The following is a 23983-nucleotide window of genomic DNA, read 5'->3' as shown; positions in this document are numbered from 1 at the left end:
CGATTACGGAACGTGTCATGCACCTTTCCGTGAATCTGAAAAAGGCGTCCCTGGTGGGCGCCTTTTTCGTTTCTCTGCTTTGCGTCGATCTGGCTCAGGCCTTCTGTCCGTTACGCGCAGATCTGGCTCAGGTTGCCGTGCGCCAGGTGGTCGATGGCGACACCGTGCGCCTGGCCGATGGGCGCAGCATTCGCCTGATCGGCATCAACGCACCTGAGCTGGGGCGCAAGGGCCGTAGCGATGAGCCCTTCGCCGTGCAGGCCAGACGTCGCCTGCAGGCACTGGTCGATGCCAGCGATGGGCGTGTCGGCCTGCTCTACGGCGAGCAGCGCAAGGATCGTTACGGCCGTACCCTGGCCCATCTGTACGACCGTCAGGGGCGTAATCTCGAAGCGCAGTTGCTGGGCGAAGGCCTTGGGTTCATGGTCGCCGTGGCGCCCAATAGCGTACTCGTGAGTTGTCAGGCACAGGCCGAGCGCCAGGCTCGGCGTCAGCGTCTGGGTGTGTGGCGCACCGAGCAAGTGAAGACGGCTGGCCAACTAAAGAGTGGCGGCTTCGCCTTGCTCAGTGGGCGGGTTGCAGGCGTGCAACGCAATCGCGGTGGCCTCTGGATCGATCTCGATGGTGGTCGGGTATTGCGCGTGGCGCCTGAGCTGCTCGGCGAGTTCGACGTGCGCGCGTTGCAGCGGCTTGAAGGGCAACGGGTGGAGGCGCGGGGCTGGGTCATCGATCGCCAGAGTCGCGGTGGCTTGAAGTCCGGGCAGGCGCGCTGGATGCTGCCGCTTACTCATTCGGCGATGCTGGAGGTGTTGCCATGATGCGTGCATTGATGTTGTGCCTGATCTGCAGCTGGCTGGCAGGTTGCGCGGTCAATCCTGCCACGGGTCGCAACGACTTCGTGATGATGAGTGAGCGCCAGGAGCTGGAGCTCGGGGCGCGCTACAACCAGGAAATCCTCAAGCAATACCCGCGCTATGAGGACGCCAAACTGCAGGCTTATATTCAGCGCGTCGGCGAGCGGGTAGCACGCAGCAGCCATCGCAATCAGCTCAACTACGTTTTCACCCTGGTGGACAGCCCGGATATCAACGCCTTCGCCCTGCCGGGTGGCTACATCTATATCCACCGTGGCCTGCTCGCTTATCTGAATTCCGAGGCGGAACTGGCGGCCGTACTGGGGCACGAGGTCGGTCACGTTACGGCCCGCCATAGCGTGCGCCAGCAAAGTCAGTCCACGGCCTGGGGCTTGCTCGGGCAGGCTGCGGCTATCGGTACTGGTGTCGGCGCAGTGGGGGATCTGACCAGCGCCATAGGTAATGCGTTCGTGCGCGGCTATGGGCGCGACATGGAGTTGGAGGCCGATGGCCTGGGCGCGCAATACCTGGCGCGTGGTGGCTACGATCCGCAAGCGATGATCGAGGTGGTCAAGGTGCTCAAGGCGCAGGAGGATTTCGCCCGTGAGCAGGCAGCCAAGCGCGGCGAATCACCCGCGGCGGGCGGCTACCACGGCTTGTTCGATACCCACCCGGACAATGATCGACGCCTGCAGGAAGTGATCGGCCCGGCGCGTGCGCTGGCCGGCGGCAATCAGGAAGTGGGGCGCGACCGTTTTCTGCAGATGCTCGATGGTCTGGTGTTCGGCGATTCAGCGGCCAGCGGTATTCGCCGCGGACGCCATTTCTATCACGGCGAGCTGGACTTCACGCTGACCTACCCGCAGGGCTGGCAGCTGGTCAATCGCCCCGATGTACTGATCGGTCACACCCCGGATGAGCAAGCCTTTATCGCCATGACTCTGGAGGCAGTGGACAAACGCCTGTCGCCTGCCGAATTCCTGCGTCAGCGCGTCGGCAATCAGCGTCTGGTGGCAGGCGAGGAGTTGCGTCTTGGCGTGCTGCAGGGCTATACGGCGGTGTTGCAGGGCCAATCGGCGCGTCGCGTGGCGGTGATCTATCGCGGCGACAACGCTTACCTGTTCGTGGCGGCAGTAAAAGGGCGCGCTTCGCTGGAAGCCGAGGATCAGCGTTTTCTCGAGGTTATCCGCAGTTACCGGCCACTGAAGGCGGCCGAGCGCAAGTTGGCCGAGCCGGTGCGTCTGCATCTGGTGCGGGTCAAGGCCGGGCAGAGTATGACTGGTCTGGCCAGTGGCGCGCCGCTGGCGGCCGATGGCGAGGCACAGTTGAGGCTGCTCAATGGGCTGTATCCGCGTGGCGAGCCGCGTCCGGGACAGTGGTTGAAAACGCTGCGCTAGCGCGGCGCATCCATCGCGACCGAACGGTCTTGGCAGGTATATACAACTTGCGTATCCTCGGCCGCGCCCGTTCAACAAGCCTCATAAAAGCGGAAATGCCACTATGTCCGATCTAAAAACAGCCGCTCTCGAATATCACGCTCAGCCCCGTCCCGGTAAGCTGAGTGTCGAGCTGACCAAAGCCACTGCCACTGCCCGCGACCTGTCCCTCGCATACAGCCCAGGCGTAGCCGAACCGGTACGCGAGATCGCTCGCGATGCCGAACTGGCCTACCGCTATACCGGTAAGGGCAACCTGGTCGCCGTAATTTCCGACGGTACCGCTATCCTCGGCCTGGGTAACCTCGGCCCGCTGGCTTCCAAGCCGGTAATGGAAGGTAAAGGTGTACTGTTCAAGCGCTTCGCTGGCATCGACGTGTTCGACATTGAAGTCGACGCTGAAAGCCCGCAGGCGTTCATCGACACCGTCAAGCGCATCTCCATCACCTTCGGCGGCATCAACCTGGAAGATATCAAGGCGCCTGAGTGCTTCGAGATCGAGCGCGCGCTGATCGAACAGTGCGACATCCCGGTATTCCACGATGACCAGCATGGCACCGCCATCGTCACCGCGGCCGGCATGCTCAATGCCCTGGAAATCGCCGGCAAGACTCTGATCGATGCCAAGATCGTCTGCCTGGGCGGCGGTGCAGCTGCCATCTCCTGCATGAAGTTGCTGGTGAGCATGGGTGCCAAGGTTGAGAACATCTTCATGGTCGATCGCAAGGGCGTGATTCATGCCGGTCGCGATGATCTGAACCAGTACAAGGCCGTGTTCGCCACCGAGACCGACAAGCGCACGCTGTCCGACGCGCTCGAAGGCGCTGACGTGTTCGTCGGCCTGTCCGGCGCCAACCTGCTGAGCCCGGAAGATCTCCAGCGCATGGCGGCCAACCCGATCGTCTTCGCCTGCTCCAACCCGGATCCGGAAATCAAGCCGGAGCTGGCGCACGAGACGCGCAACGACGTGATCATGGCCACCGGTCGTTCCGACTACCCGAACCAGGTCAACAATGTGCTGGGTTTTCCCTTCATCTTCCGCGGTGCTCTGGACGTGCGTGCCACCCGCATCAACGAAGAGATGAAGATCGCCGCTGCCCTGGCCCTGCGTGATCTGGCCAAGCTGCCGGTGCCGCAGGAAGTCTGCGACGCCTACGGCGGTATCGAGCTGTCGTTCGGTCGCGAGTACATCATTCCGAAGCCAATGGATCAACGTCTGATCACCGTGGTTTGCGATGCAGTGGCCAAAGCTGCCATCGAATCCGGCGTGGCGACTCTGCCCTATCCGAAGCACTATCCGCTGAAATCGGTGGATGAAGTGTTCAACGGCTGATCAGCCGACAATAAAAAACCCGCTTCGGCGGGTTTTTTATTGTCTGTGATACGGCTTAAGGCAACGATTGCAGCCGCTTGAGCCTTATCCTAGAACAAGTCAATCGGCGCCATCTCGTCGGCCGGTAGCGGGCTGCCAGGAACACCCATGCCAGGTTCGAGCTCACTCATCGGAGGGGGCGAGTCTTCACTCTTGAACAGTTCGAAATAGGCGTCCGGTGTGCCGGGTGCAGCAGCGCGGCCACTGATCGGGTCGACGCGCAGCGTCAGCAGCCCCTTGGGTTCTTTGGGCAGATGGTTGGGTCGATCCTTGAGTACTGCGCCCATGTAGTTCATCCAGATAGGCAGCGCGACAGTGCCGCCGTACTCATGGCGGCCCAGGCTCTCCGGCTGGTCGAAGCCGGCCCAGACGGTGGTTACGTAATCGCCGTTGTAGCCGGAGAACCAGCTGTCCTTGGACTCGTTGGTGGTGCCGGTCTTGCCTGCCAGGTCATTGCGGCCAAGGGCGAGAGCGCGCCGCCCGGTACCGCGCTTGATCACGTCCTGCAGCATGCTGGTCATGATGTAGGCGGTGCGCTCGTCGATGATCTGTTCGGCGACCTTAGGCTCCTCCAACGGCAACTCATCAGTTACGTTGACGGTGAGGTTGGCGTTCTCCTCGGTCGGTGCGCTGCCTGGCACGCGGGCCGGATTGGCGCGGAACAGCGGCTTGCCGTTGCGGTCATCAATGCGTTCGATCAGGTACGGCTCGATCTTGTAACCGCCATTGGCGAAGGTGGCCCAGCCCTCAGCGATTTCCATGGGGGTCAGGCTGGCAGTGCCGAGTGCCAGTGACAGGTTGCGCGGCAGATCCTGCGGGGCGAAGCCGAAGCGCTCGATATAGCGCAAGCTACGGTCGATGCCCATGTCCTGCAGCAGGCGGATGGAAACCAGGTTGCGCGACTTGTACAACGCTTCACGCATGCGAATTGGGCCGAGAAAGGTATTGTTGTCGTTCTTCGGGCGCCACTTCTGCGACAGGTAGTCGTCGGAGAGGATGATCGGCGCGTCGTTGACCAGCGTCGCTGCGGTGTAGCCGCTATCGAGAGCCGCGCTATAGATGAAGGGCTTGAAGCTCGAGCCCGGCTGGCGCTTGGCCTGCACGGCGCGGTTGTAGTTGCTCTGATCGAATGAGAACCCGCCGACCAGTGACTGAATGGCGCCGCTGTATGGGTCGAGGGAAACCAACGCGCCCTGTGCTGCGGGGACTTGGGTGAAACGCAGGCTGCCATCGGCCTGGCGCTGCACGCGAACGATATCGCCGACCTGGGTGACATCGCCAGGTTGCTGCGGGCGCGGGCCCATGCTGTTGGTGTTCAGGTAGGGGCGAGCCCATTTCATGCTGTCCCACGACACCGCTTGTTCTTCGCCGTTACGGGTCAGTACCAGAATGCCGCTTTTCTCGACCTGGGTAACCACCGCTGGCTCCAGGCCGCCGATACTGCGGAACTTGGCCAGCTCGGTCAGCCAGGTTTCGCGGGTCATGCCCGGCAGGCGACTCTCAGGGCCGCGATAGCCGTGACGCTGGTCATAGGCGATCAGTCCGTCACGCAGGGCGGTGTTGGCTGCCTCCTGCAAATGACTAGGCACGGTGGTGGTGACATTGAAGCCTTCCGTATAAGCCTCGCTGCCATAGCGGCCAACCATTTCCGCGCGTGCCATCTCGGCTATATAAGGAGCGCTCAATTCTGGTGTGGGAACGTGGTAACGCGCATCGACTACCTCGGCAAGCGCTTCCTCGTAGCTGGCCTGATCGATACGGCCCAGGCGATACAGGCGGCCGAGAATCCAGTCGCGGCGCTCCTTGGCTCGGGTCGGATTGACCAGCGGGTTGTAGCGCGACGGTGCTTTCGGCAGGCCGGCGATCATCGCCATCTGCGCCAGGTTCAGGTCACGGATCGATTTGCCGTAATAGACCTGTGCGGCAGCTTCGATGCCGTAGGCGCGGTGGCCGAGGTAGATCTTGTTGACGTAGAGCTCGAGGATCTCGTCCTTGCTCAGCTCGCGCTCGATCTGCAAGGCCAGAAGAATTTCGGTGGCCTTGCGCGAAAAACTGCGCTCGTTGGTGAGGAAGAAGTTCTTCGCCACCTGCATGGTGATGGTGCTGCCACCGCTCTGAATCTGGCCGCTTTTCAATAATTGCGTGGCAGCGCGCATCAGGCTGGTCACATCGACGCCATAATGATTGGCGAAATTATCGTCTTCGGCAGCCAGCAGAGCGCTGATGAATTCCTTGGGGATCTCGTCGAAGCGAATCGGCGAGCGACGCATCTCGCCGAACTCGGCAATCAGCTTGGCATCGCTGCTGTAGATGCGCAGGGGGATCTGCAGCTGTACCTGGCGCAGCGACTCGACGGAAGGAAGGGTCGGGCTAAGGTAAAGAAACGCGCCGCTGAAACTGAGCAGCAGCCCACAAAAAACGGCAACGCAAGACCACCAGATGAACTTCAGCAGGCGTATCAAAATGTTCGGAATTCCAAGTAAAAGAATGAGTTAAGCAGGAGCCGAGGCTAAAAGGGAAAAGCTGATCACATTATAAGCGTTTTTTTTCCCGGGGAGCCATTTGCGCTTCTGTCAAGACTGATATTTAATGTGGAAAAACATAAATAGTCCGTAAGTCGCTGATGCCAATAGGAAAACGGTCGTGCTAGGGCTCTTCACTAAGAAAGCGAATACGCTGCTGGGGATCGATATCAGCTCGACTTCGGTCAAGCTCCTCGAACTGAGTCGCTCGGGAAGCCGCTACAAGGTAGAGGCCTATGCCGTCGAGCCACTTCCGCCCAATGCAGTGGTCGAGAAGAACATTGCCGAGTTGGAGGGGGTCGGTCAGGCGCTTTCTCGCGTGTTGGCCAAGGCCAAGACCGGTGTCAAGACGGCCGCGGTTGCTGTGGCGGGTTCGGCTGTCATCACCAAGATCATCGAAATGGAAGCGGGTCTTTCTGAGGACGACTTGGAAAACCAGCTGAAGATCGAGGCCGATCAATACATTCCTTACCCGCTGGAAGAAGTCGCCATCGATTTCGAAGTGCAGGGGCCGGCGCCGCGTAACCCCGAACGGGTAGAGGTGCTGCTGGCTGCATGCCGTAAGGAGAACGTCGAGGTCCGCGAGGCAGCCCTTGCGCTCGCTGGGCTTACCGCGAAAGTGGTCGATGTCGAGGCGTATGCCCTCGAACGCGCTTACGGCCTGCTGGAGGCGCAGTTGGGTGGTGGTCACGATGAGTTGACCGTCGCGGTGGTGGATATTGGCGCGACGATGACCACGCTCAGTGTGCTGCACAACGGTCGTACCATCTACACCCGCGAGCAGCTTTTCGGCGGCAAGCAGCTGACTGAGGAAATCCAGCGTCGCTATGGCCTGTCGGTCGAGGAAGCCGGTCTTGCCAAGAAGCAAGGTGGTCTTCCGGATGACTACGACAGTGAGGTTTTGCAACCGTTCAAGGAAGCGGTCGTTCAGCAGGTTTCACGTTCGCTGCAATTCTTCTTCGCCGCCGGGCAATTCAATGATGTCGACTACATCCTCCTGGCTGGGGGTACCGCGTCCATTCCTGATCTCGATCGGCTGATCCAGCAAAAAATCGGTACGCAGACGCTAGTGGCCAATCCCTTTGCCGATATGGCGCTGAGCAGCAAGGTCAACGCCGGTGCGCTGGCCAGTGATGCGCCGGCACTGATGATTGCCTGTGGTCTGGCGATGAGGAGTTTCGACTGATGGCGCGGATTAACCTACTTCCCTGGCGTGAACAGCTGCGCGAGGAGCGCAAGCAGCGGTTTCTGGTAAGTCTTGTCGGTGTCCTCGTTGTGGCGGCTGGTTTGGTGTTTCTGGGTGATCAATTTCTCAGTGCGGCAATCAGTAACCAGAATGCGCGAAATGACTTCATCAAGAAGGAGATCGCAGTTCTCGATGCGCGTATCAAGGAAATCAGTGAGTTGAGAACGCGTCGCCAGCAATTGCTGGAACGTATGAAGATTATTCAAGACTTGCAGGGTAACCGGCCAATTATCGGTCGTGTGTTCGACCAGTTGGTGAGAACGCTGCCGGACGGTGTGTATTTCACCAGTGTAAAAATGGTGGGTAATAGCATTGCCATTATTGGTGTGGCTGAATCGAATAATCGCGTCTCGAATCTGATGCGTAACTTGGATGCTTCTGAGTGGTTAACCGCTCCCAATCTGACCGAAGTCAAAGCTGTTACAGCGGGGGCTTTGGATCAGGAGAATGTGTTTCAGCTGACGGTGCAGCAGACACAGCCTGATCAAGAAAAAGCGGAGGCGGCGCAATGAGCATTAAGAGTTCCTTGGACAGCCTGCGCAGTATTGATATCAATGACCTTGATTTGAACAATGTTGGGTCGTGGCCTGGTGCGGTCAAATTCATTGCCGGCCTGCTACTGTTTATTGTCGTTCTGGCGTTGGGCTACAACTTTCACCTCAAGGATCTGCAGAGCATGCTCGAGCAGCGTCAGCGAGAAGAGGTGACGCTGAAGGAGCAGTTCTCCAGCAAAGCTTATCAGGCGGCGAACCTTGAGGCCTATAAAGAGCAGATGCAGGAGATGGAGGTGTCCTTTGGCGCTCTTCTGCGTCAGCTGCCAAGCGATACCGAGGTTCCCGGGTTGCTCGAGGATATTACCCGTACCGGCCTGGGCAGTGGCTTGGAGTTCGAAGAGATCAAACTGTTGCCGGAAGTGGCTCAGCAGTTCTATATCGAATTGCCGATTCAGATCAAAGTTACCGGTGGTTATCACGACCTTGCGACTTTTGTAAGTGGTGTCGCCAGTCTACCGCGTATCGTTACCTTGCATGATTTTGAGTTGGCACCAGTCAGTGCTGGAAACTCCAGCCGCCTGAGCATGCAGATTATGGCCAAGACCTATCGCTACAATGATAAGGGGGCTCAACAATGAGTTTCTCTCGTTTGGTTCTGGTGGCGGGTTTCGCTCTCTTGGCCGGGTGCGGTGTCGGTGGTGATTTTTCCGATTTGCGTATCTATATGGATGAAGTGCGCGCAAAGCCTAAAGGCGCTATTGAGCCGCTGCCGACGTTTCAGCCGTATGAAAGCTTCACCTATCGTGCTGCGTCTCTACGTAGCCCTTTTCAGCCCCCGGTTAAAATCGATGTCGTCACCCGACAAAAAGGGGCGCCAGAGATCAAGCCGGATGAAAGCCGTGTCAAGCAATTCCTCGAAGGGTTCAGCATAGACACGTTCGAGATGGTTGGCACGCTGAGAAATGATCGCCAGTTGTTCGCTCTGGTTAGCGGTGCGGGTGGTGTTCATCGTGTAAAAGTAGGCGACTTTCTTGGGCGTAACCACGGCAAGATTCTCATGATCGATGACTCCAAGATCGATGTTATGGAAATTGTTCCAGATGGCGAAGGTGGCTGGCTTGAGCGACCACGCAGCCTTTCCTTGAAGGAGCGCTCCTGACGGGGCGGGGTGAGAAATGAATATAAATAATCTGTCTGCCACACGGGATACGAAAATGAACAGCTCTCTTTCGCGTCTTAGCGTCGCTCTGCTGGCGGCGCTGCTGTCGCCCGCGGTATTGGCGGCCAATCTTCAGGATTTGAATGTCGCCAGTTTGCCTGGTGATCGAGTTGAGCTGAAGCTTTCCTTCGATGAGCCGGTAACGGCTCCTCGCGGCTATACCATCGAGCAACCCGCGCGAATCGCTCTGGACCTGCCGGGCGTGTCGAACAAGCTCGGCTCCAAGAATCGTGAACTGGGTGTCGGTAATGCGCGTAGCGTTACCATTGTCGAGGCCAAGGACCGTACCCGTCTGATTGTCAATCTCACCAGTCTGGCGCCATACAGCACTCGAGTTGAGGGTAATGATCTGTATGTCTTGGTTGGAGATTCTTCTGCCGTCGCGTCGCGGCCCTCAGCCTCGGTGCCTGCTTCGGTAGCGGCGGTTCCGCCCAAGAAAACCTACGGTCCTCAACCGAAAACAATCAGTAATATCGACTTTCAGCGTGGGGAGCAGGGTGAGGGTAATGTCGTCATTACCCTTTCCGATGCATCGATCAGTCCTGATATCCAGGAGCAGGGTGGGAAGATTCGTCTGGACTTCGCCAAGACTGACCTGCCCGAGTCGCTGCGTGTACGGCTGGATGTGAAGGATTTCGCCACGCCGGTGCAGTTCGTCAGTGCTACGGGTAGCGCAGACAGAACCAGTATCGTGATTGAACCAGTCGGGTTATACGATTACCTGGCTTACCAGACCGAGAACAGGCTGACGTTGAGTGTCAAACCTCTCACTCAGGATGACGTAGAACGCCGCAAGGCTGAGCGCTTTGCTTATACCGGGGAGAAATTGTCGCTCAACTTTCAGGATATCGACGTGCGTTCGGTGCTGCAGTTGATTGCGGACTTTACCGATCTGAACCTGGTTGCAAGCGATACTGTCGCCGGCAATATCACTCTGCGTTTGCAGAACGTGCCATGGGATCAGGCGTTGGACCTGGTGCTGAAGACCAAGGGGCTGGATAAGCGCCAGGTTGGTAATGTATTGCTCGTTGCTCCGGCAGATGAGATCGCCGCTCGTGAGCGTCAGGAGTTGGAGTCGCAAAAGCAAATTGCTGAGCTGGCTCCGCTGCGTCGTGAACTGATTCAGGTGAATTATGCCAAGGCTGCTGATATGGCGAAGCTGTTTCAGTCGGTCACCAGTGCTGATGGTGCATCATCCGATGCCCGTGGTTCTGTAACGGTTGATGATCGCACTAACAGCATTATTGCTTACCAGACGCAGGATCGCCTGGATGAGTTGCGGCGTATCATTGCCCAGCTCGACATTCCTGTGCGTCAGGTAATGATCGAGGCGCGTATCGTCGAGGCCAACGTGGACTACGACAAGGCCTTGGGTGTGCGTTGGGGAGGGGCAACTCGTCGCGGAAACTGGAGCGTCTACGGCAAGGACGGTGCAACTTCCTTCGATAATGAAAGCGGGCAGGTCTATTTGCCGGGCACCGATACGGTAGGCAACGTTTCGCTGCAGGATGGTGTGGCTCGTGTGCCATTCGTCGACATGGGGGTTTTGGGCAGTACTTCAGGTATAGGCATCGGCTTCCTTACCGACAATGTGACACTGGATCTACAGCTGTCGGCCATGGAGAAGACCGGTAATGGCGAGATTGTCTCCCAGCCCAAGGTTGTTACTTCGGACAAGGAGACAGCGAAAATCTTGAAGGGGCAGGAAGTGCCCTATCAGGAAGCCAGCTCTAGTGGCGCGACCAGTACATCCTTCAAGGAGGCGGCTCTCTCCCTAGAGGTTACTCCTCAGATTACTCCGGATAATCGCATCATCATGGAAGTGAAAGTAACCAAGGATGCGCCAGACTTCGCCCGGGCCCTGAACGGGGGGGTGCCGCCGATCAACAAGAACGAAGTCAATGCCAAGGTACTGGTCAATGATGGCGAGACCATTGTGATCGGTGGGGTGTTCTCCAACACCCAGACCAAGGGTGTAGAGAAAGTCCCATTCCTTGGTGACCTGCCATTCTTGGGCCGAGTGTTCCGTCGTGACATCGTCAGCGACAACAAGGCCGAGTTGCTGGTTTTCATCACTCCGCGCATCATGAACAACCAAGCCATTGCCGTGAACCGATGACCTAAGTGCGGAATGTAATCCTCGTTGGCCCGATGGGAGCTGGAAAAAGCACCATCGGGCGTTTGCTTGCCAAAGAACTGCGCGTGCCCTTCAAGGACTCCGACAAGGAGATTGAGCAGCGTACTGGTGCCGATATTCCCTGGATCTTCGATGTCGAGGGCGAGCAGGGTTTTCGTGAGCGGGAGCAGGCGGTGATCGCCGAGCTCTCGCAGCAGGACGGTCTCGTGCTGGCCACGGGGGGCGGAGCGGTAATGCGTCCCGAGAATCGCCAGGCTTTGCATGCGGGAGGGCGAGTCGTCTACCTGCATACCTCCGTTGAGCAGCAGATCGACCGGACTTCGCGTGATCGTAATCGTCCGTTGTTGCGTACGGCCAATCCGGCTCAGGTGCTCAGGGATCTGATGGCCATGCGCGATCCTCTGTATCGGGAAGTTGCCGATATCATCATCGAGACGGACGAGCGTCCGCCGCGCATGGTGGTTCAGGAAATTCTCTCGCGCCTGGAAGCCTTGTCGCCCCGTTAAAGCGCGAGGCGAACTGCGCTATCCTAGTGGCCTTTTTATTCTGGGGGCCTCATGCAGACTCTTCACGTTGAACTCGGCGAGCGCAGTTATCCCATTTATATCGGCGCGGGTCTCCTGGCGGATCCTGAGTTGCTCGCGCGCCATATCGGCGGACGGCAGGTGGCGGTGGTCACCAATGAGACCGTAGCGCCTCTGTATCTCGAAACGCTTATGCGATCTCTTGAGGGTTTCAAAGTCGCCTCGATCGTGCTGCCGGATGGCGAGGTGTTCAAGAACTGGGAAACGCTACAGCTGATTTTCGATGGCCTGCTGACGGCCAGGCATGATCGGCGCACGACAATTATCGCTCTGGGTGGCGGCGTCATCGGCGACATGGCGGGCTTTGCTGCTGCCTGTTACCAGCGAGGTGTGGATTTCATCCAGGTGCCGACTACGTTGTTGTCTCAGGTGGATTCCTCGGTGGGAGGCAAGACGGGGATCAATCATCCGCTGGGCAAGAACATGGTCGGCGCGTTCTATCAGCCTAAGGCGGTGTTGATTGATACGGCCAGCCTGCGCACCCTGCCGGAGCGCGAGCTTTCCGCTGGGTTGGCCGAGGTCATCAAGTATGGCCTGATCTGCGATGAGCCCTTCCTGGTATGGCTGGAGCAGAATATACCGGCCTTGCGTGCGCTTGATCAGCAGGCGCTTACCTACGCTATCGAGCAATCCTGTGCGGCCAAGGCGCGTGTCGTCGCTGCGGACGAGCGTGAGTCGGGAGTGCGCGCCACTCTCAATCTCGGTCACACCTTTGGGCATGCTATCGAGACCGAGCAGGGCTACGGCGTGTGGTTGCATGGCGAAGCGGTCGCCGCAGGCACGGTGATGGCGCTGGAAATGTCCTATCGCCTGGGCTGGCTGTCGGCGGCGGATCGAGACCGAGGCATACGCCTGTTGCAGGCTGCCGGGCTGCCGGTGGTGCCGCCGCAGGATATGACGCCTGCGCAGTTCCTCGAGCATATGGCAGTGGACAAGAAGGTGCTCGATGGTCAGCTGCGTCTCGTGTTGCTCAGGCGATTGGGTGAGGCTGTAGTGACCGCCGACTACCCGCGTGAAATTCTAGACGCCACGCTGCGTAGCGATTACGCAGCGCTGGCTCAGTCGTCCAACTCTTGAAGAGTGATCCATGACCAGTTTGCATGCTGACGAAGCTTTCCTGGCGCATTACCAGTTCAGTCACGACCCCTTTGCGCCACGAGTACCTGGTTTCAAGTTTTTCCCGGCGCAGCGCAAGCCGGTGCTTGGGCAATTGCATCATCTTGCGCGTTACAGTCAGTTGTTGCTGGTTGTGGTCGGCCCTGAGGGCAGTGGCAAGACCTTGTTGCGTCAGGCGCTGGTTGCCAGTACCAACAAGCAGGCCGTGCAGAGCATCGTCGTTGCACAGGGTGCGACCACGGCTGACGCGCTGCTGCGTCAGGTGGCTCAGGGATTGGCAATCGCTCAGGCCGACGTGCGCTCGATACTGGCGCAGGTTGCACAACTGGCGCTGACCGGGCAGGAGGTTTATCTGCTCGTCGATGATGCCGATCAACTGGATGACGCTGCCTTGAAATGCGTTCTGGAGCTTGCTGCTGGCAATGCCGACGGGCGTCCGCACATTTTCCTGTTTGCCGAGCGGGGACTCCTGGCGCGTCTGGAGGCGCTGGCGGATGGCGAGGAGTGTTACCACGCCATCGAGCTGCAGCCCTATACCGAAGATGAAACGCGTGACTACCTGGCGCAGCGGCTCGAGGGCGCTGGTCAGGGTATTGATCTGTTATCTGATGAGCAGGTCGAAGACATCCATGTGCGCGCTCAGGGGTGGCCTGGAGCGATCAATCAGGAAGCGCGTGAGCTGCTGGTCGAGCAAATGCTTGCGCAGCGTGCTGCCGGTCGCGGCGTTGGTGGCGGTTTTAACTTACCGAAAAAGCACCTGCTGGCGTTGGCTGTCGTCTTGGTTGGCGTCGCCGCTGCCTGGATGATGCAGGGGCGTGAGTCATCCTCGCCTGCGCCGGTGGCCAGTAGTTCGTCGTTGCCTTTGCAATCATCCGCGCCCGCCGCCGAGGTTCAGGAGTCTGCGCAGGCTTCTGCAGAGAAGGGGCGTGCGCCAGCTATCGAATTTGCCGGCACCAGTCAACCACTGCCTCTGCCGCTGGTGGGGGAGTCGCAAGCCGTGATTCGCCAGCCTCTGGCTGAGGCTGCCGGGGAGGCGTTGGATAACTTTGAGCCGCCGGCTACGCCTGAGCCCTCGACAGTCACGCCGCCGCCTGCGCCAATGACTGCTGCACCTGCACCTGCACCTGCACCTGCACCTGCACCTGCACCTGCACCTGCACCTGCACCAGTGAAGCAGCCTGAGCCTGTTGCGGCAAAGCCCGCACCAGCGGCCGCTAAACCAGCGCCTGCGCCTAAGCCTGCGCCCGCTCCGGCTGTAGCCTCAGGTGCTGCGGCGACCAACTGGTATGCGCAGCAGCCGGCGTCCCGCTATGCCTTGCAGGTACTCGGATCGCGTTCGGAGGCCAATATTCAGGCGCTGGTGCGTGAGGGGGGTAGCGAGTACCGCTACTTCAAGAAAATCCATCAAGGGCAGCCGCTGTACGTGCTGACCTATGGTAGCTTCTCCAGTCGCGACGCCGCTCAGGCGGCGGTGAAAACCCTGCCCGCCAAGCTGCAGGCGGGTAAGCCCTGGCCTCGTACGCTGGGTAGCATTCAGCAGGAAATGAGCCGCTAAGCGCTCTGTCTCAAGATGATCGCTTGGTCGTTAGCACGACCTTGCGGTCTTATCCTTCGTTTTTGCGACATAAATATTCACCCCTTCGTCACGAAAATTTGTGACGCCATGGGTGGATATGTACAATGACCTCCCTTTTGCCCATGCAAAGCACGCCCGTGCCTGTTATTCGGGTTTAAGCAATTGAATTAGAAAGTAATTTGCCTGAAGTCTAGGCAGCCTGGTGAGAGTCCCCCCTATGAAAGCAGGTTTGTACCGTCCTGATGAGTTCAAGGATAACTGCGGCTTCGGCTTGATCGCCCATATGCAAGGTGAACCTAGTCATCACCTGCTCAAGACCGCTATTGAGGCCCTCACCTGCATGACTCACCGCGGCGGTATCAACGCCGACGGCAAGACCGGTGATGGCTGTGGCCTGCTGATCCAGAAGCCCGATCAATTCCTGCGCGCTGTTGCCCGGGAACAATTCGGCGTCGAACTGCCTGGGCAATATGCCGTGGGCATGGTGTTCTTCAATCAGGATTCGGCCAAGGCCGAAGCCGCGCGCGAGAACATGAACCGCGAAATCCTCGCGGCTGGTCTGCAACTGGTGGGTTGGCGCAAGGTGCCGATTGACACCAGTGTGCTGGGCCAACTGGCGCTGGAGCGCCTGCCGCAGATCGAGCAGGTGTTCATCGGCGGCGATGGCCTGAGCGATCAGGAATTCGCCATTAAGTTGTTCAGCGCCCGCCGTCGCTCGTCGGTGGCCAATGCCGACGACAGCGATCACTACATCTGCAGCTTCTCGCACAAGACCATCATCTACAAAGGCCTGATGATGCCGGCAGACCTGCAGCAGTTCTACCCGGACCTGGGTGACGAGCGCCTGCAGACCGCCATCGCGGTCTTCCACCAGCGCTTCTCCACCAACACCCTGCCCAAGTGGCCGCTGGCGCAGCCGTTTCGCTTCCTCGCGCACAACGGCGAGATCAACACCATCACCGGCAACCGCAACTGGGCGCAGGCTCGCCGCACCAAGTTCGCCAACGAGTTGATCCCCGATCTCGACGAGCTGGGCCCGCTGGTCAACCGTGTCGGCTCCGACTCCTCGAGCATGGATAACATGCTCGAGCTGATGGTCACCGGTGGTATCGATCTGTTCCGTGGCCTGCGCATGATCATTCCGCCGGCCTGGCAGAACGTCGAGACCATGGACGCCGACCTGCGCGCGTTCTACGAATACAACTCCATGCACATGGAGCCCTGGGATGGCCCGGCCGGTGTGGTGCTGACCGATGGCCGCCATGCCGTGTGCCTGCTCGACCGTAACGGTCTGCGTCCGGCGCGGTGGGTCACCACCAAGAACGGCTACATCACCCTGGCCTCGGAAATCGGCGTGTGGGATTACCAGCCAGAGGACGTCATCGCCAAGGGCCGTGTCGGCCCGGGGCAGATCCTCGCCGTCGACACCGAGACCGGCCAGGTGCTGGATACCGAGTCCATCGACAGCCGCCTGAAGTCGCGTCATCCCTACAAGCTCTGGCTGCGCAAGCATGCTCAGCGCATCAAGGCGACGCTGGAAGACCGCGACCACGGTTCGGCCTTCTACGACCCGGATCAACTCAAGCAATACATGAAGATGTTCCAGGTCACCTTCGAAGAGCGTGACCAGGTACTGCGTCCGCTCGGCGAGCAGGGCCAGGAAGCCGTCGGCTCCATGGGTGACGACACGCCGATGGCGGTGCTCAGCCAGCGCGTGCGCTCGCCCTACGATTACTTCCGCCAGCAGTTCGCGCAGGTCACCAACCCGCCGATCGACCCGCTGCGTGAAGCGATCGTCATGTCCCTGGAGATCTGCCTGGGCGCCGAACGCAACATCTTCAGCGAGTCGCCGGAGCACGCTACCCGCGTGATCCTCAGCAGCCCGGTGATTTCGCCAGCCAAGTGGCGCGCGCTGATGAACCTGGATCGCCCGGGCTTCGACCGTCATGTCATCGACATGAACTACGACGAGTCGCTGGGTCTGGAAGCTGCCGTGCGCAACATGGCCGACCAGGCCGAGGAAGCCGTGCGTGCCGGCAAGGTGTTGCTGGTGCTGACCGACCGTCACATCGCCCCTGGCAAGCTGCCGGCGCATGCCGCGCTGGTTACCGGCGCTGTGCATCACCGCCTGACCGAGAAAGGCCTGCGTTGCGACTGCAACATCCTGGTGGAAACCGCCACCGCGCGTGACCCGCACCACTACGCCGTGCTGCTGGGCTTCGGTGCCTCGGCGGTGTATCCGTTCCTGGCCTACGAAGTGCTGGGCGACCTGATCCGCACCGGGGAAGTGCTGGGCGATCTGTACGAAGTCTTCAAGTATTACCGCAAGGGCATCTCCAAAGGCCTGCTGAAGATCCTGTCGAAGATGGGCATCTCCACGGTCGCGTCCTATCGCGGTGCGCAACTGTTCGAGGCGGTCGGCCTGGCCGATGAAGTCACCGAACTGTGCTTCCGTGGCGTGGCCAGCCGTATCCAGGGCGCGCGTTTCGTCGATATCGAGAACGAGCAGAAGCTGCTGTCTCAGGAGGCCTGGAACAACCGCAAGCCGATCCAGCAGGGTGGTCTGCTCAAGTTCGTTTACGGCGGCGAATACCATGCCTACAACCCGGATGTGGTGCGCACGCTGCAGGAAGCCGTGCAGCAGGGCAACTACGAGAAGTACAAGGCATACTCGACGCTGGTCGACACCCGCCCGGTGTCGATGATCCGCGACCTGCTCAAGGTCAAGGAATCCGCCACGCCGATCAGCCTCGACGAAGTCGAGCCGCTGCAGTCGATCTTCAAGCGCTTCGATGCTGCCGGTATCTCCCTCGGCGCGCTGTCGCCGGAGGCGCACGAGGCGCTGGCCGAGGCGATGAACCGCCTGGGTGGTCGCTCCAACTCCGGCGAGGGCGGTGAAGACCCGGCTCGCTACGGCACCATCAAGAGCTCGAAGATCAAGCAGGTGGCCACCGGCCGCTTTGGCGTGACCCCGGAATACCTGGTCAACGCCGAAGTGCTGCAGATCAAGGTGGCCCAGGGCGCCAAGCCTGGCGAGGGCGGCCAGCTGCCGGGCGGCAAGGTCAACGGCCTGATCGCGCGTCTGCGTTATGCGGTGCCGGGCGTGACCCTGATCTCGCCGCCGCCGCACCACGACATCTACTCGATCGAAGACCTGGCGCAGCTGATCTATGACCTCAAACAGGTCAACCCGAAGGCGCTGGTGTCGGTCAAGCTGGTGGCGGAAGCCGGTGTCGGCACCATCGCTGCCGGTGTGGCCAAGGCCTACGCCGACCTGATCACCATTTCCGGTTACGACGGTGGTACCGGCGCATCGCCGCTGACCTCCATCCGCTATGCCGGTGCGCCGTGGGAACTGGGCCTGGCCGAAACCCACCAGACCCTGCGCGGCAACGACCTGCGCGGCAAGGTGCGGGTACAGACCGACGGTGGTCTGAAAACCGGCCTGGACGTGATCAAGGCCGCCATCCTCGGCGCCGAGAGCTTCGGCTTCGGTACCGCGCCGATGGTCGCCTTGGGCTGTAAGTACCTGCGCATCTGCCACCTGAACAACTGCGCCACCGGCGTGGCCACGCAGAACGACAAGCTGCGCAAGGATCACTTCATCGGCACCGTCGAGATGGTGATGAACTTCTTCACCTACGTCGCCGAGGAAACCCGCGAGTGGCTGGCCAAGCTGGGCGTGCGTAGCCTGGAAGAGCTGATCGGGCGTACCGACCTGCTCGAAGTGCTGCCGGGCGAAACCGCCAAGCAGGGCAACCTGGATCTGTCGCCGCTGCTGGCCAGCGCGCATATCCCGGCCGACAAGCCGCAGTTCTGCCAGGTGCCGAAGAACCCGCCATTCGACGAAGGCCTGCTGGCCGAGAAGATGGTGGAAATGACCAAGGACGCCATCGCCAACAAAACCGGTGGTGAGTTCGAGCTGAGCATCGGCAACTGCGACCGCTCCATCGGCGCGCGTATTTCCGGCGAGATCGCCCGTGTGCATGGCAATCAGGGCATGAACGATGCGCCGATCACCTTCCGCTTCAAGGGTACGGCTGGTCAGAGCTTCGGCGTGTGGAACGCCGGTGGCCTGCACCTGCGCCTGGAAGGCGATGCTAACGACTACGTGGGCAAGGGCATGACTGGCGGCAAGATCGTCATCACCCCGCCTGCCGGCAGCCCGTTCGCCACTGAGGACAGCGCCATCATCGGCAACACCTGCCTGTATGGCGCCACGGGCGGCAAGCTGTTCGCCACCGGTACCGCGGGTGAGCGTTTCGCCGTGCGTAACTCCGGCGCCCATGCGGTGGTGGAAGGCACGGGCGATCACTGCTGCGAGTACATGACCGGCGGTTTCGTCTGCGTACTGGGCAAGACCGGTTACAACTTCGGCTCGGGCATGACCGGGGGCTTCGCCTACGTGCTCGACCTGGACAACGGCTTTTACGACCGCGTCAACCACGAGCTTGTGGAAATCCAACGCATCAACAATGAAGCGATGGAGGCCTACCGCAGCCACCTGGAAAGCGTGCTGGCCGAGTACGTCGAAGAAACCGGTAGCGAGTGGGGGCAGAACCTGCTGGAAAACCTGGACGATTACCTGCGCAAGTTCTGGCTGGTGAAACCGAAAGCGGCCAGTCTGAAGTCGCTGCTGTCCAGCACCCGTGCCAACCCGCAATAAGAATGCGCCTGAAGTGGTTTGATGAGGTAATGCAATGACTGAACGTCTGAATAACGACTTCCAGTTCATCGAAGTCGGGCGCAAAGACCCGAAGAAGAAACTGCTGCGTCAGCGCAAGAAGGAATTCGTCGAGATTTACGACAACTTCAAGCCGGCGCAAGCTGCAGACCAGGCGCATCGCTGCCTGGGCTGCGGCAACCCGTATTGCGAGTGGAAGTGCCCGGTGCACAACTTCATTCCCAACTGGCTCAAGCTGGTGTCGGAAGGCAACATCCTGGCCGCCGCCGAACTCTCGCACCAAACCAACACCCTGCCGGAAGTCTGCGGCCGCGTGTGCCCGCAGGATCGCCTCTGCGAAGGTGCCTGCACCCTCAATGACGGCTTCGGCGCGGTGACCATCGGCTCGGTGGAGAAGTACATCACCGACACCGCCTTCGCCATGGGCTGGCGCCCGGACATGTCCAAGGTCAAACCGACCGGCAAGCGTGTCGCGGTGATCGGCGCAGGCCCGGCCGGCCTGGGCTGTGCCGATGTGCTGGTGCGCAACGGCGTGACCCCGGTGGTGTTCGACAAGAACCCGGAAATCGGCGGTCTGCTGACCTTCGGCATTCCCGAGTTCAAGCTGGAAAAGACCGTGCTCAGCCGCCGCCGTGAAGTTTTCACCGGCATGGGCATCGAGTTCCGCCTGAATACCGAGATCGGCAAGGACGTGACCATGCAGCAATTGCTGGATGAGTACGATGCCGTCTTCATGGGCATGGGCACCTACACCTACATGAAGGGTGGCTTCCCCGGCGAGGATCTGCCGGGCGTCTATGACGCGCTGGACTTCCTCATCGCCAACGTCAACCGCAACCTCGGTTTCGAGAAGGCGCCGGAAGACTTCATCGACATGAAGGGCAAGCGCGTCGTGGTGCTGGGCGGTGGCGATACCGCGATGGACTGCAACCGCACCTCGATTCGTCAGGGCGCCAAGGCCGTGACCTGCGCCTATCGCCGTGACGAAGAGAACATGCCCGGCTCGCGCAAGGAAGTGAAGAACGCCAAGGAAGAGGGCGTGAAGTTCCTCTTCAACCGCCAGCCCATCGCCATCGTTGGCGACGGCAAGGTGGAAGGCATCAAGGTGGTCGAGACCCGTCTCGGTGAGCCTGACGCCCGTGGCCGTCGCAGCCCCGAGCCGATCCCGGGCTCCGAGGAGATTATCCCGGCCGAAGCCGTGCTGATCGCCTTCGGCTTCCGTCCGAGCCCGGCGCCCTGGTTCGAGCAGTTCGAGATCCAGACTGACAGCCAGGGCCGCGTCGTGGCGCCCGGGCAGTCGCAGTTCAAGCACCAGACCAGCAACCCGAAGATTTTCGCCGGTGGCGACATGGTGCGCGGTTCCGATCTGGTGGTGACGGCGATCTTCGAAGGCCGCAACGCTGCCGAAGGTATCCTGGATTATCTGAACGTCTGATTCCGCGCGGTAGCGAACGAGGCCGGCTTGATGTCGGCCTCGTCGTATCTGCTCCTTTACTGACCTGAGGCAATGGGCCGCAGGGTTATCGGCAGTAGGCTGTCTCCAGTACTTTTATCGAGGAGATTGCCATGCTTACCACCGCCATTTTCCCATCCCGCTATGTGCAGGGGCGCAATGCGCTCGAACAGTTGGGCGGCGAGCTAGCGCGTTTCGGCAGCACGGCGCTGGCCTTGCTCGATCCCTTCGCCGACGACCATCTGGGCGCTATTGTGGCCAGTGCCTGCGCAGGGCAGATCGACTGCCAGCGCGTGCGCTTTGCCGGAGAATGCTGCGATGAAGAGATCGCCCGGCTGCTGACCATGGCGTGCGAAAGCAAGCCACAGGTTGTGCTGGGAATGGGTGGCGGCAAGGCCTTGGATACTGCCAAAGCGCTGGCTTACGAGCTGGGCGTACCGGTGGCGATTGTGCCTACTCTGGCTTCCAGCGATGCGCCGTGCAGTGCGCTGTCGGTGATCTATACCGCGTCCGGTGAGTTCAAACGCTACCTGGTGCTGCCGCGCAACCCGGATCTGGTGCTGGTCGACAGTCAGGTGATCGCCCAGGCGCCGGCGCGCTTTCTCGTTTCCGGGATGGGCGATGCCCTGGCCACCTGGTTCGAGGCCGAGGACTGCCGCATTCGCGGCGCCGCCAACATGACCGGGCGACCTGGCCCGCGTACCGCCCATGCGCTGGCGCGGTTCTGCTACGACACCCTGCTGCAGTACGGGCCGCTGGCGCTGCAGGCTTGCCGGCAACAGGTGGTGACGCCGGCGCTGGAGCATGTCATCGAGGCCAACACGCTGCTCTCCGGGCTGGGCTTCGAAAGCGGCGGCCTGGCTGCGGCGCATGCCATTCACAACGGCTTCACCGCGCTGCCTGAAACCCATCACTACTGGCATGGCGAGAAGGTCGCCTTCGGTGTGCTGAGCATGCTGATGCTGCGCGACAGCGAGCCGGCGTTGATCGACGAGGTATACGACTTCTGCATCGCCATCGGTCTGCCGGTGACCCTGGCCGATATCGGCCTGCAGGATGTCAGCGACGAAGCGTTGCTGCGCGCCGCGGAGCTGGCCTGTGCGCCGGGCGAGAGTATCCACAACGAGCCGTTCCCGGTGGACGCCCGCAGTGTACTGGCGGCCATGCGCACGGCCGACGCCGAAGGGCGCCGGCGTAAGGTCGCCTAGCCACATCTGTATCCCCTGAACCTGCGGCACGGCGTCCTACGCCGTGCCTTTTGTTGTCTGCTCTGCGACAATGCGCACAATTTTTGTTCACTGTTTTCTGCTCGGAACCGCCATGACCGCTCTGAAGAACGACCGCTTCCTCCGCGCCCTGCTCAAGCAACCTGTAGACGTCACACCTGTCTGGATGATGCGCCAGGCTGGCCGTTATCTGCCGGAGTACCGCGCGACCCGGGCCAAGGCCGGCGACTTCGTGAGCCTGATGAAGAATCCCACGCTTGCCTGCGAGGTCACCATCCAGCCGCTGGATCGCTACCCGCAGCTGGACGCGGCGATCCTGTTCTCCGACATCCTCACTATCCCCGATGCCATGGGCCAGGGCCTGTACTTCGAGACCGGCGAAGGCCCGCGCTTCAAGAAAGTGGTCAGCAGCCTGGCCGATATCGAGGCGCTGTCGGTGCCCGATCCGGAGCGGGATCTGGGCTATGTGATGGACGCCGTGCGTACCATTCGCCGTGAACTCAATGGCCGCGTACCGCTGATCGGCTTCTCCGGCAGCCCATGGACGCTGGCCACCTACATGGTCGAAGGCGGCTCGTCGAAGGACTTCCGCAAGACCAAGGCCATGCTCTACGACAACCCGCAAGCCTTGCACGCGCTGCTCGACAAGCTGGCGCAGTCGGTTACCGCTTATCTGAACGGGCAGATCCTGGCCGGTGCGCAGGCGGTACAGATCTTCGATTCCTGGGGTGGCGCGCTGTCGGCAGCGGCCTATCAGGAGTTCTCCCTGGCTTACATGAAGAAGATCGTCGATGGCCTGATTCGCGAGCACGACGGGCGTCGTGTGCCGGTGATCCTGTTCACCAAGGGCGGTGGCCTGTGGCTCGAGTCCCTGGCTGACACCGGCGCTGAAGCGCTGGGCCTGGACTGGACCTGCGACATCGGCAGCGCGCGCGCCCGTGTCGGTGCCAAGGTCGCCTTGCAGGGCAACATGGATCCGGCGGTGCTGTACGCCAAGCCGGCGGCGATTCGCGCCGAAGTGGCGCGCATCCTGGCCGCCTATGGTGCCGGTAGCGGCCACGTGTTCAACCTTGGCCATGGCATCACTCCGGAGGTCGACCCGGCTCACGCGGGCGCTTTCTTCGAAGCCGTGCACGAGTTGTCCGCGCAGTATCACCAATAAGCAGAACAGCGGCCGTGCAAGCGGCCTCTTTGCTATCGGCCGGGCAAGCTCCTCGCGCTTGTCACAGCCTTTGCATAGAATCCGAGGTCACTCAGGCTCAGGGAGGTGTGCGATGCGACGTGTGGTGTTCAACCAGAAGGGTGGCGTGGGCAAGTCCAGCATCGCCTGCAATCTTGCGGCAGTGAGTGCGGCGCAGGGCTACCGTACGCTGTTGATCGATCTGGATGCCCAGGCCAACTCGACCCACTACCTCACCGGGCTGACCGGCGAGGAAATTCCCATGGGCATCGCCGATTTCTTCAAGCAAACCCTGTCGTCCGGGCCGTTCGCCAAAAAGGGCAAGGTCGATATTTACGAAACTCCCTTCGACAACCTGCATGTGGTCACGGCCACGGCCGAACTGGCCGAGCTGCAGCCCAAGCTTGAGCAGAAGCACAAGATCAACAAGCTGCGCAAACTGCTCGACGAGCTGGCCGAAGACTACGACCACATCTATCTGGATACGCCGCCAGCGCTGAATTTCTATACGGTTTCCGCCTTGATCGCGGCCGACCGTGTGTTGATACCCTTCGACTGCGACAGCTTCTCGCGCAACGCCCTGTATGGCTTGCTGGCCGAGATCGACGAGTTGAAGGAAGACCATAACGATGGTCTGGAGGTGGAGGGCATCGTGGTCAACCAGTTCCAGCCGCGCGCGACCTTGCCGCAGCAGTTGCTGGATGAACTAATCGCCGAGGGCTTGCCGGTGTTGCCGGTCAACCTGATGAGCTCGGTGAAGATGCGCGAATCGCACCAGGTGTGCACGCCGCTGATCCATCTGGATGCACGGCACAAGCTGACGCAGCAGTTCGTCGAGTTGCACGATCTGCTCAATCAGGCTTGAAGGTTTGTCAGCGATAAAT

Annotated in this window: 17 protein-coding genes; 16 read left to right on the top strand and 1 reads right to left on the bottom strand. The window is 60.5% G+C overall.

Annotation, left to right across the window (positions count from 1 at the left end; genetic code table 11):
• The first annotated feature begins 17 nt into the window (after positions 1-17).
• From PSOLE_RS11665 to PSOLE_RS11655, 3 genes are all read left to right on the top strand, one after another.
• A complete protein-coding gene (locus tag PSOLE_RS11665; protein ID WP_074855143.1) occupies positions 18-818 on the top strand; it encodes a thermonuclease family protein in 801 nt (266 codons plus the stop codon).
• Positions 815-2251 (top strand): M48 family metalloprotease, encoded by a 1437-nt coding sequence (locus PSOLE_RS11660; protein WP_003459017.1) that lies wholly within the window; start codon positions 815-817, stop codon positions 2249-2251. Before PSOLE_RS11665 ends, PSOLE_RS11660 begins: the two co-directional genes overlap by 4 nt.
• Before the next feature lie 103 nt (positions 2252-2354).
• A complete protein-coding gene (locus PSOLE_RS11655) occupies positions 2355-3623 on the top strand; it encodes a malic enzyme-like NAD(P)-binding protein (protein ID WP_074855142.1) in 1269 nt (422 codons plus the stop codon).
• Between the two features lie 89 nt (positions 3624-3712).
• Here PSOLE_RS11655 and PSOLE_RS11650 read toward each other — a convergent pair whose 3' ends face one another.
• Complete coding sequence (locus tag PSOLE_RS11650) at positions 3713-6124, bottom strand: penicillin-binding protein 1A (RefSeq protein ID WP_003459020.1); 2412 nt, start codon at positions 6122-6124, stop codon at positions 3713-3715.
• A 181-nt stretch (positions 6125-6305) separates the two neighbouring features.
• Here PSOLE_RS11650 and PSOLE_RS11645 point away from each other — a divergent pair, with 181 nt between their 5' ends.
• The 13 genes from PSOLE_RS11645 to PSOLE_RS11585 all read left to right on the top strand — a co-directional run bounded on the left by PSOLE_RS11645 (position 6306) and on the right by PSOLE_RS11585 (position 23964).
• Positions 6306-7370, top strand: a complete 1065-nt coding sequence (locus PSOLE_RS11645) for a pilus assembly protein PilM (protein WP_074855141.1) — start codon at positions 6306-6308, stop codon at positions 7368-7370.
• On the top strand, positions 7370-7942 hold the full coding sequence (pilN, locus tag PSOLE_RS11640; protein WP_003459024.1) for a type 4a pilus biogenesis protein PilN: 573 nt from the start codon (positions 7370-7372) through the stop codon (positions 7940-7942). Before PSOLE_RS11645 ends, pilN begins: the two co-directional genes overlap by 1 nt.
• Positions 7939-8562 carry a type 4a pilus biogenesis protein PilO gene (gene pilO / locus PSOLE_RS11635; protein WP_003459026.1) on the top strand — a complete coding sequence of 208 codons (624 nt, stop codon included), beginning with the start codon at positions 7939-7941 and terminating at the stop codon, positions 8560-8562. Before pilN ends, pilO begins: the two co-directional genes overlap by 4 nt.
• Complete coding sequence (pilP, locus tag PSOLE_RS11630; RefSeq protein ID WP_003459027.1) at positions 8559-9083, top strand: type 4a pilus biogenesis lipoprotein PilP; 525 nt, start codon at positions 8559-8561, stop codon at positions 9081-9083. The genes pilO and pilP overlap by 4 nt, the downstream gene beginning before the upstream one ends.
• Positions 9084-9138: 55 nt before the next feature.
• A complete protein-coding gene (gene pilQ, locus PSOLE_RS11625; RefSeq protein WP_074855140.1) occupies positions 9139-11262 on the top strand; it encodes a type IV pilus secretin PilQ in 2124 nt (707 codons plus the stop codon).
• A gap of 5 nt (positions 11263-11267) precedes the next feature.
• Positions 11268-11786, top strand: coding sequence for a shikimate kinase AroK (gene aroK / locus PSOLE_RS11620; protein WP_074855139.1), 519 nt, complete (start codon positions 11268-11270; stop codon positions 11784-11786).
• Between the two features lie 51 nt (positions 11787-11837).
• The gene (aroB, locus tag PSOLE_RS11615; protein ID WP_074855138.1) at positions 11838-12941 is read left to right on the top strand and encodes a 3-dehydroquinate synthase; all 1104 of its coding nucleotides are present in this window, start codon (positions 11838-11840) and stop codon (positions 12939-12941) included.
• A gap of 10 nt (positions 12942-12951) precedes the next feature.
• Positions 12952-14535 (top strand): SPOR domain-containing protein, encoded by a 1584-nt coding sequence (locus PSOLE_RS11610; RefSeq protein WP_074855137.1) that lies wholly within the window; start codon positions 12952-12954, stop codon positions 14533-14535.
• A 238-nt stretch (positions 14536-14773) separates the two neighbouring features.
• Positions 14774-19222, top strand: coding sequence for a glutamate synthase large subunit (gene gltB / locus PSOLE_RS11605; RefSeq protein ID WP_074855136.1), 4449 nt, complete (start codon positions 14774-14776; stop codon positions 19220-19222).
• 34 nt (positions 19223-19256) lie between these two features.
• Complete coding sequence (locus PSOLE_RS11600) at positions 19257-20675, top strand: FAD-dependent oxidoreductase (RefSeq protein WP_074855135.1); 1419 nt, start codon at positions 19257-19259, stop codon at positions 20673-20675.
• A gap of 131 nt (positions 20676-20806) precedes the next feature.
• Complete coding sequence (locus PSOLE_RS11595) at positions 20807-21901, top strand: glycerol dehydrogenase (RefSeq protein WP_074855134.1); 1095 nt, start codon at positions 20807-20809, stop codon at positions 21899-21901.
• Positions 21902-22013: 112 nt separating this feature from the next.
• Positions 22014-23081: a uroporphyrinogen decarboxylase gene (gene hemE / locus PSOLE_RS11590; protein ID WP_074855133.1), complete on the top strand. Its 1068-nt coding sequence runs from the start codon at positions 22014-22016 to the stop codon at positions 23079-23081.
• Positions 23082-23193: 112 nt separating this feature from the next.
• Entirely contained in the window at positions 23194-23964 is a 771-nt protein-coding gene (locus tag PSOLE_RS11585) for a ParA family protein (protein ID WP_074855132.1), read from the top strand.
• Positions 23965-23983 lie beyond the last annotated feature (19 nt).

It is taken from the genome of Pseudomonas oleovorans subsp. oleovorans (assembly GCF_002197815.1).
Lineage (GTDB): Bacteria > Pseudomonadota > Gammaproteobacteria > Pseudomonadales > Pseudomonadaceae > Aquipseudomonas > Aquipseudomonas oleovorans.
This window is presented reverse-complemented; position numbering and strand designations above follow the sequence as displayed.

Coding starts and splice junctions, on each gene's coding strand:
- aroB (WP_074855138.1), top strand. CDS start 11,838: ATGCAGACTCTTCACGTTGAACTCGGCGAGCGCAGTTATCCCATTTAT.
- gltB (WP_074855136.1), top strand. CDS start 14,774: ATGAAAGCAGGTTTGTACCGTCCTGATGAGTTCAAGGATAACTGCGGC.
- pilN (WP_003459024.1), top strand. CDS start 7,370: ATGGCGCGGATTAACCTACTTCCCTGGCGTGAACAGCTGCGCGAGGAG.
- pilP (WP_003459027.1), top strand. CDS start 8,559: ATGAGTTTCTCTCGTTTGGTTCTGGTGGCGGGTTTCGCTCTCTTGGCC.
- PSOLE_RS11665 (WP_074855143.1), top strand. CDS start 18: ATGCACCTTTCCGTGAATCTGAAAAAGGCGTCCCTGGTGGGCGCCTTT.
- PSOLE_RS11610 (WP_074855137.1), top strand. CDS start 12,952: ATGACCAGTTTGCATGCTGACGAAGCTTTCCTGGCGCATTACCAGTTC.
- PSOLE_RS11660 (WP_003459017.1), top strand. CDS start 815: ATGATGCGTGCATTGATGTTGTGCCTGATCTGCAGCTGGCTGGCAGGT.
- PSOLE_RS11585 (WP_074855132.1), top strand. CDS start 23,194: ATGCGACGTGTGGTGTTCAACCAGAAGGGTGGCGTGGGCAAGTCCAGC.
- hemE (WP_074855133.1), top strand. CDS start 22,014: ATGACCGCTCTGAAGAACGACCGCTTCCTCCGCGCCCTGCTCAAGCAA.
- PSOLE_RS11595 (WP_074855134.1), top strand. CDS start 20,807: ATGCTTACCACCGCCATTTTCCCATCCCGCTATGTGCAGGGGCGCAAT.
- pilQ (WP_074855140.1), top strand. CDS start 9,139: ATGAACAGCTCTCTTTCGCGTCTTAGCGTCGCTCTGCTGGCGGCGCTG.
- pilO (WP_003459026.1), top strand. CDS start 7,939: ATGAGCATTAAGAGTTCCTTGGACAGCCTGCGCAGTATTGATATCAAT.
- PSOLE_RS11600 (WP_074855135.1), top strand. CDS start 19,257: ATGACTGAACGTCTGAATAACGACTTCCAGTTCATCGAAGTCGGGCGC.
- PSOLE_RS11655 (WP_074855142.1), top strand. CDS start 2,355: ATGTCCGATCTAAAAACAGCCGCTCTCGAATATCACGCTCAGCCCCGT.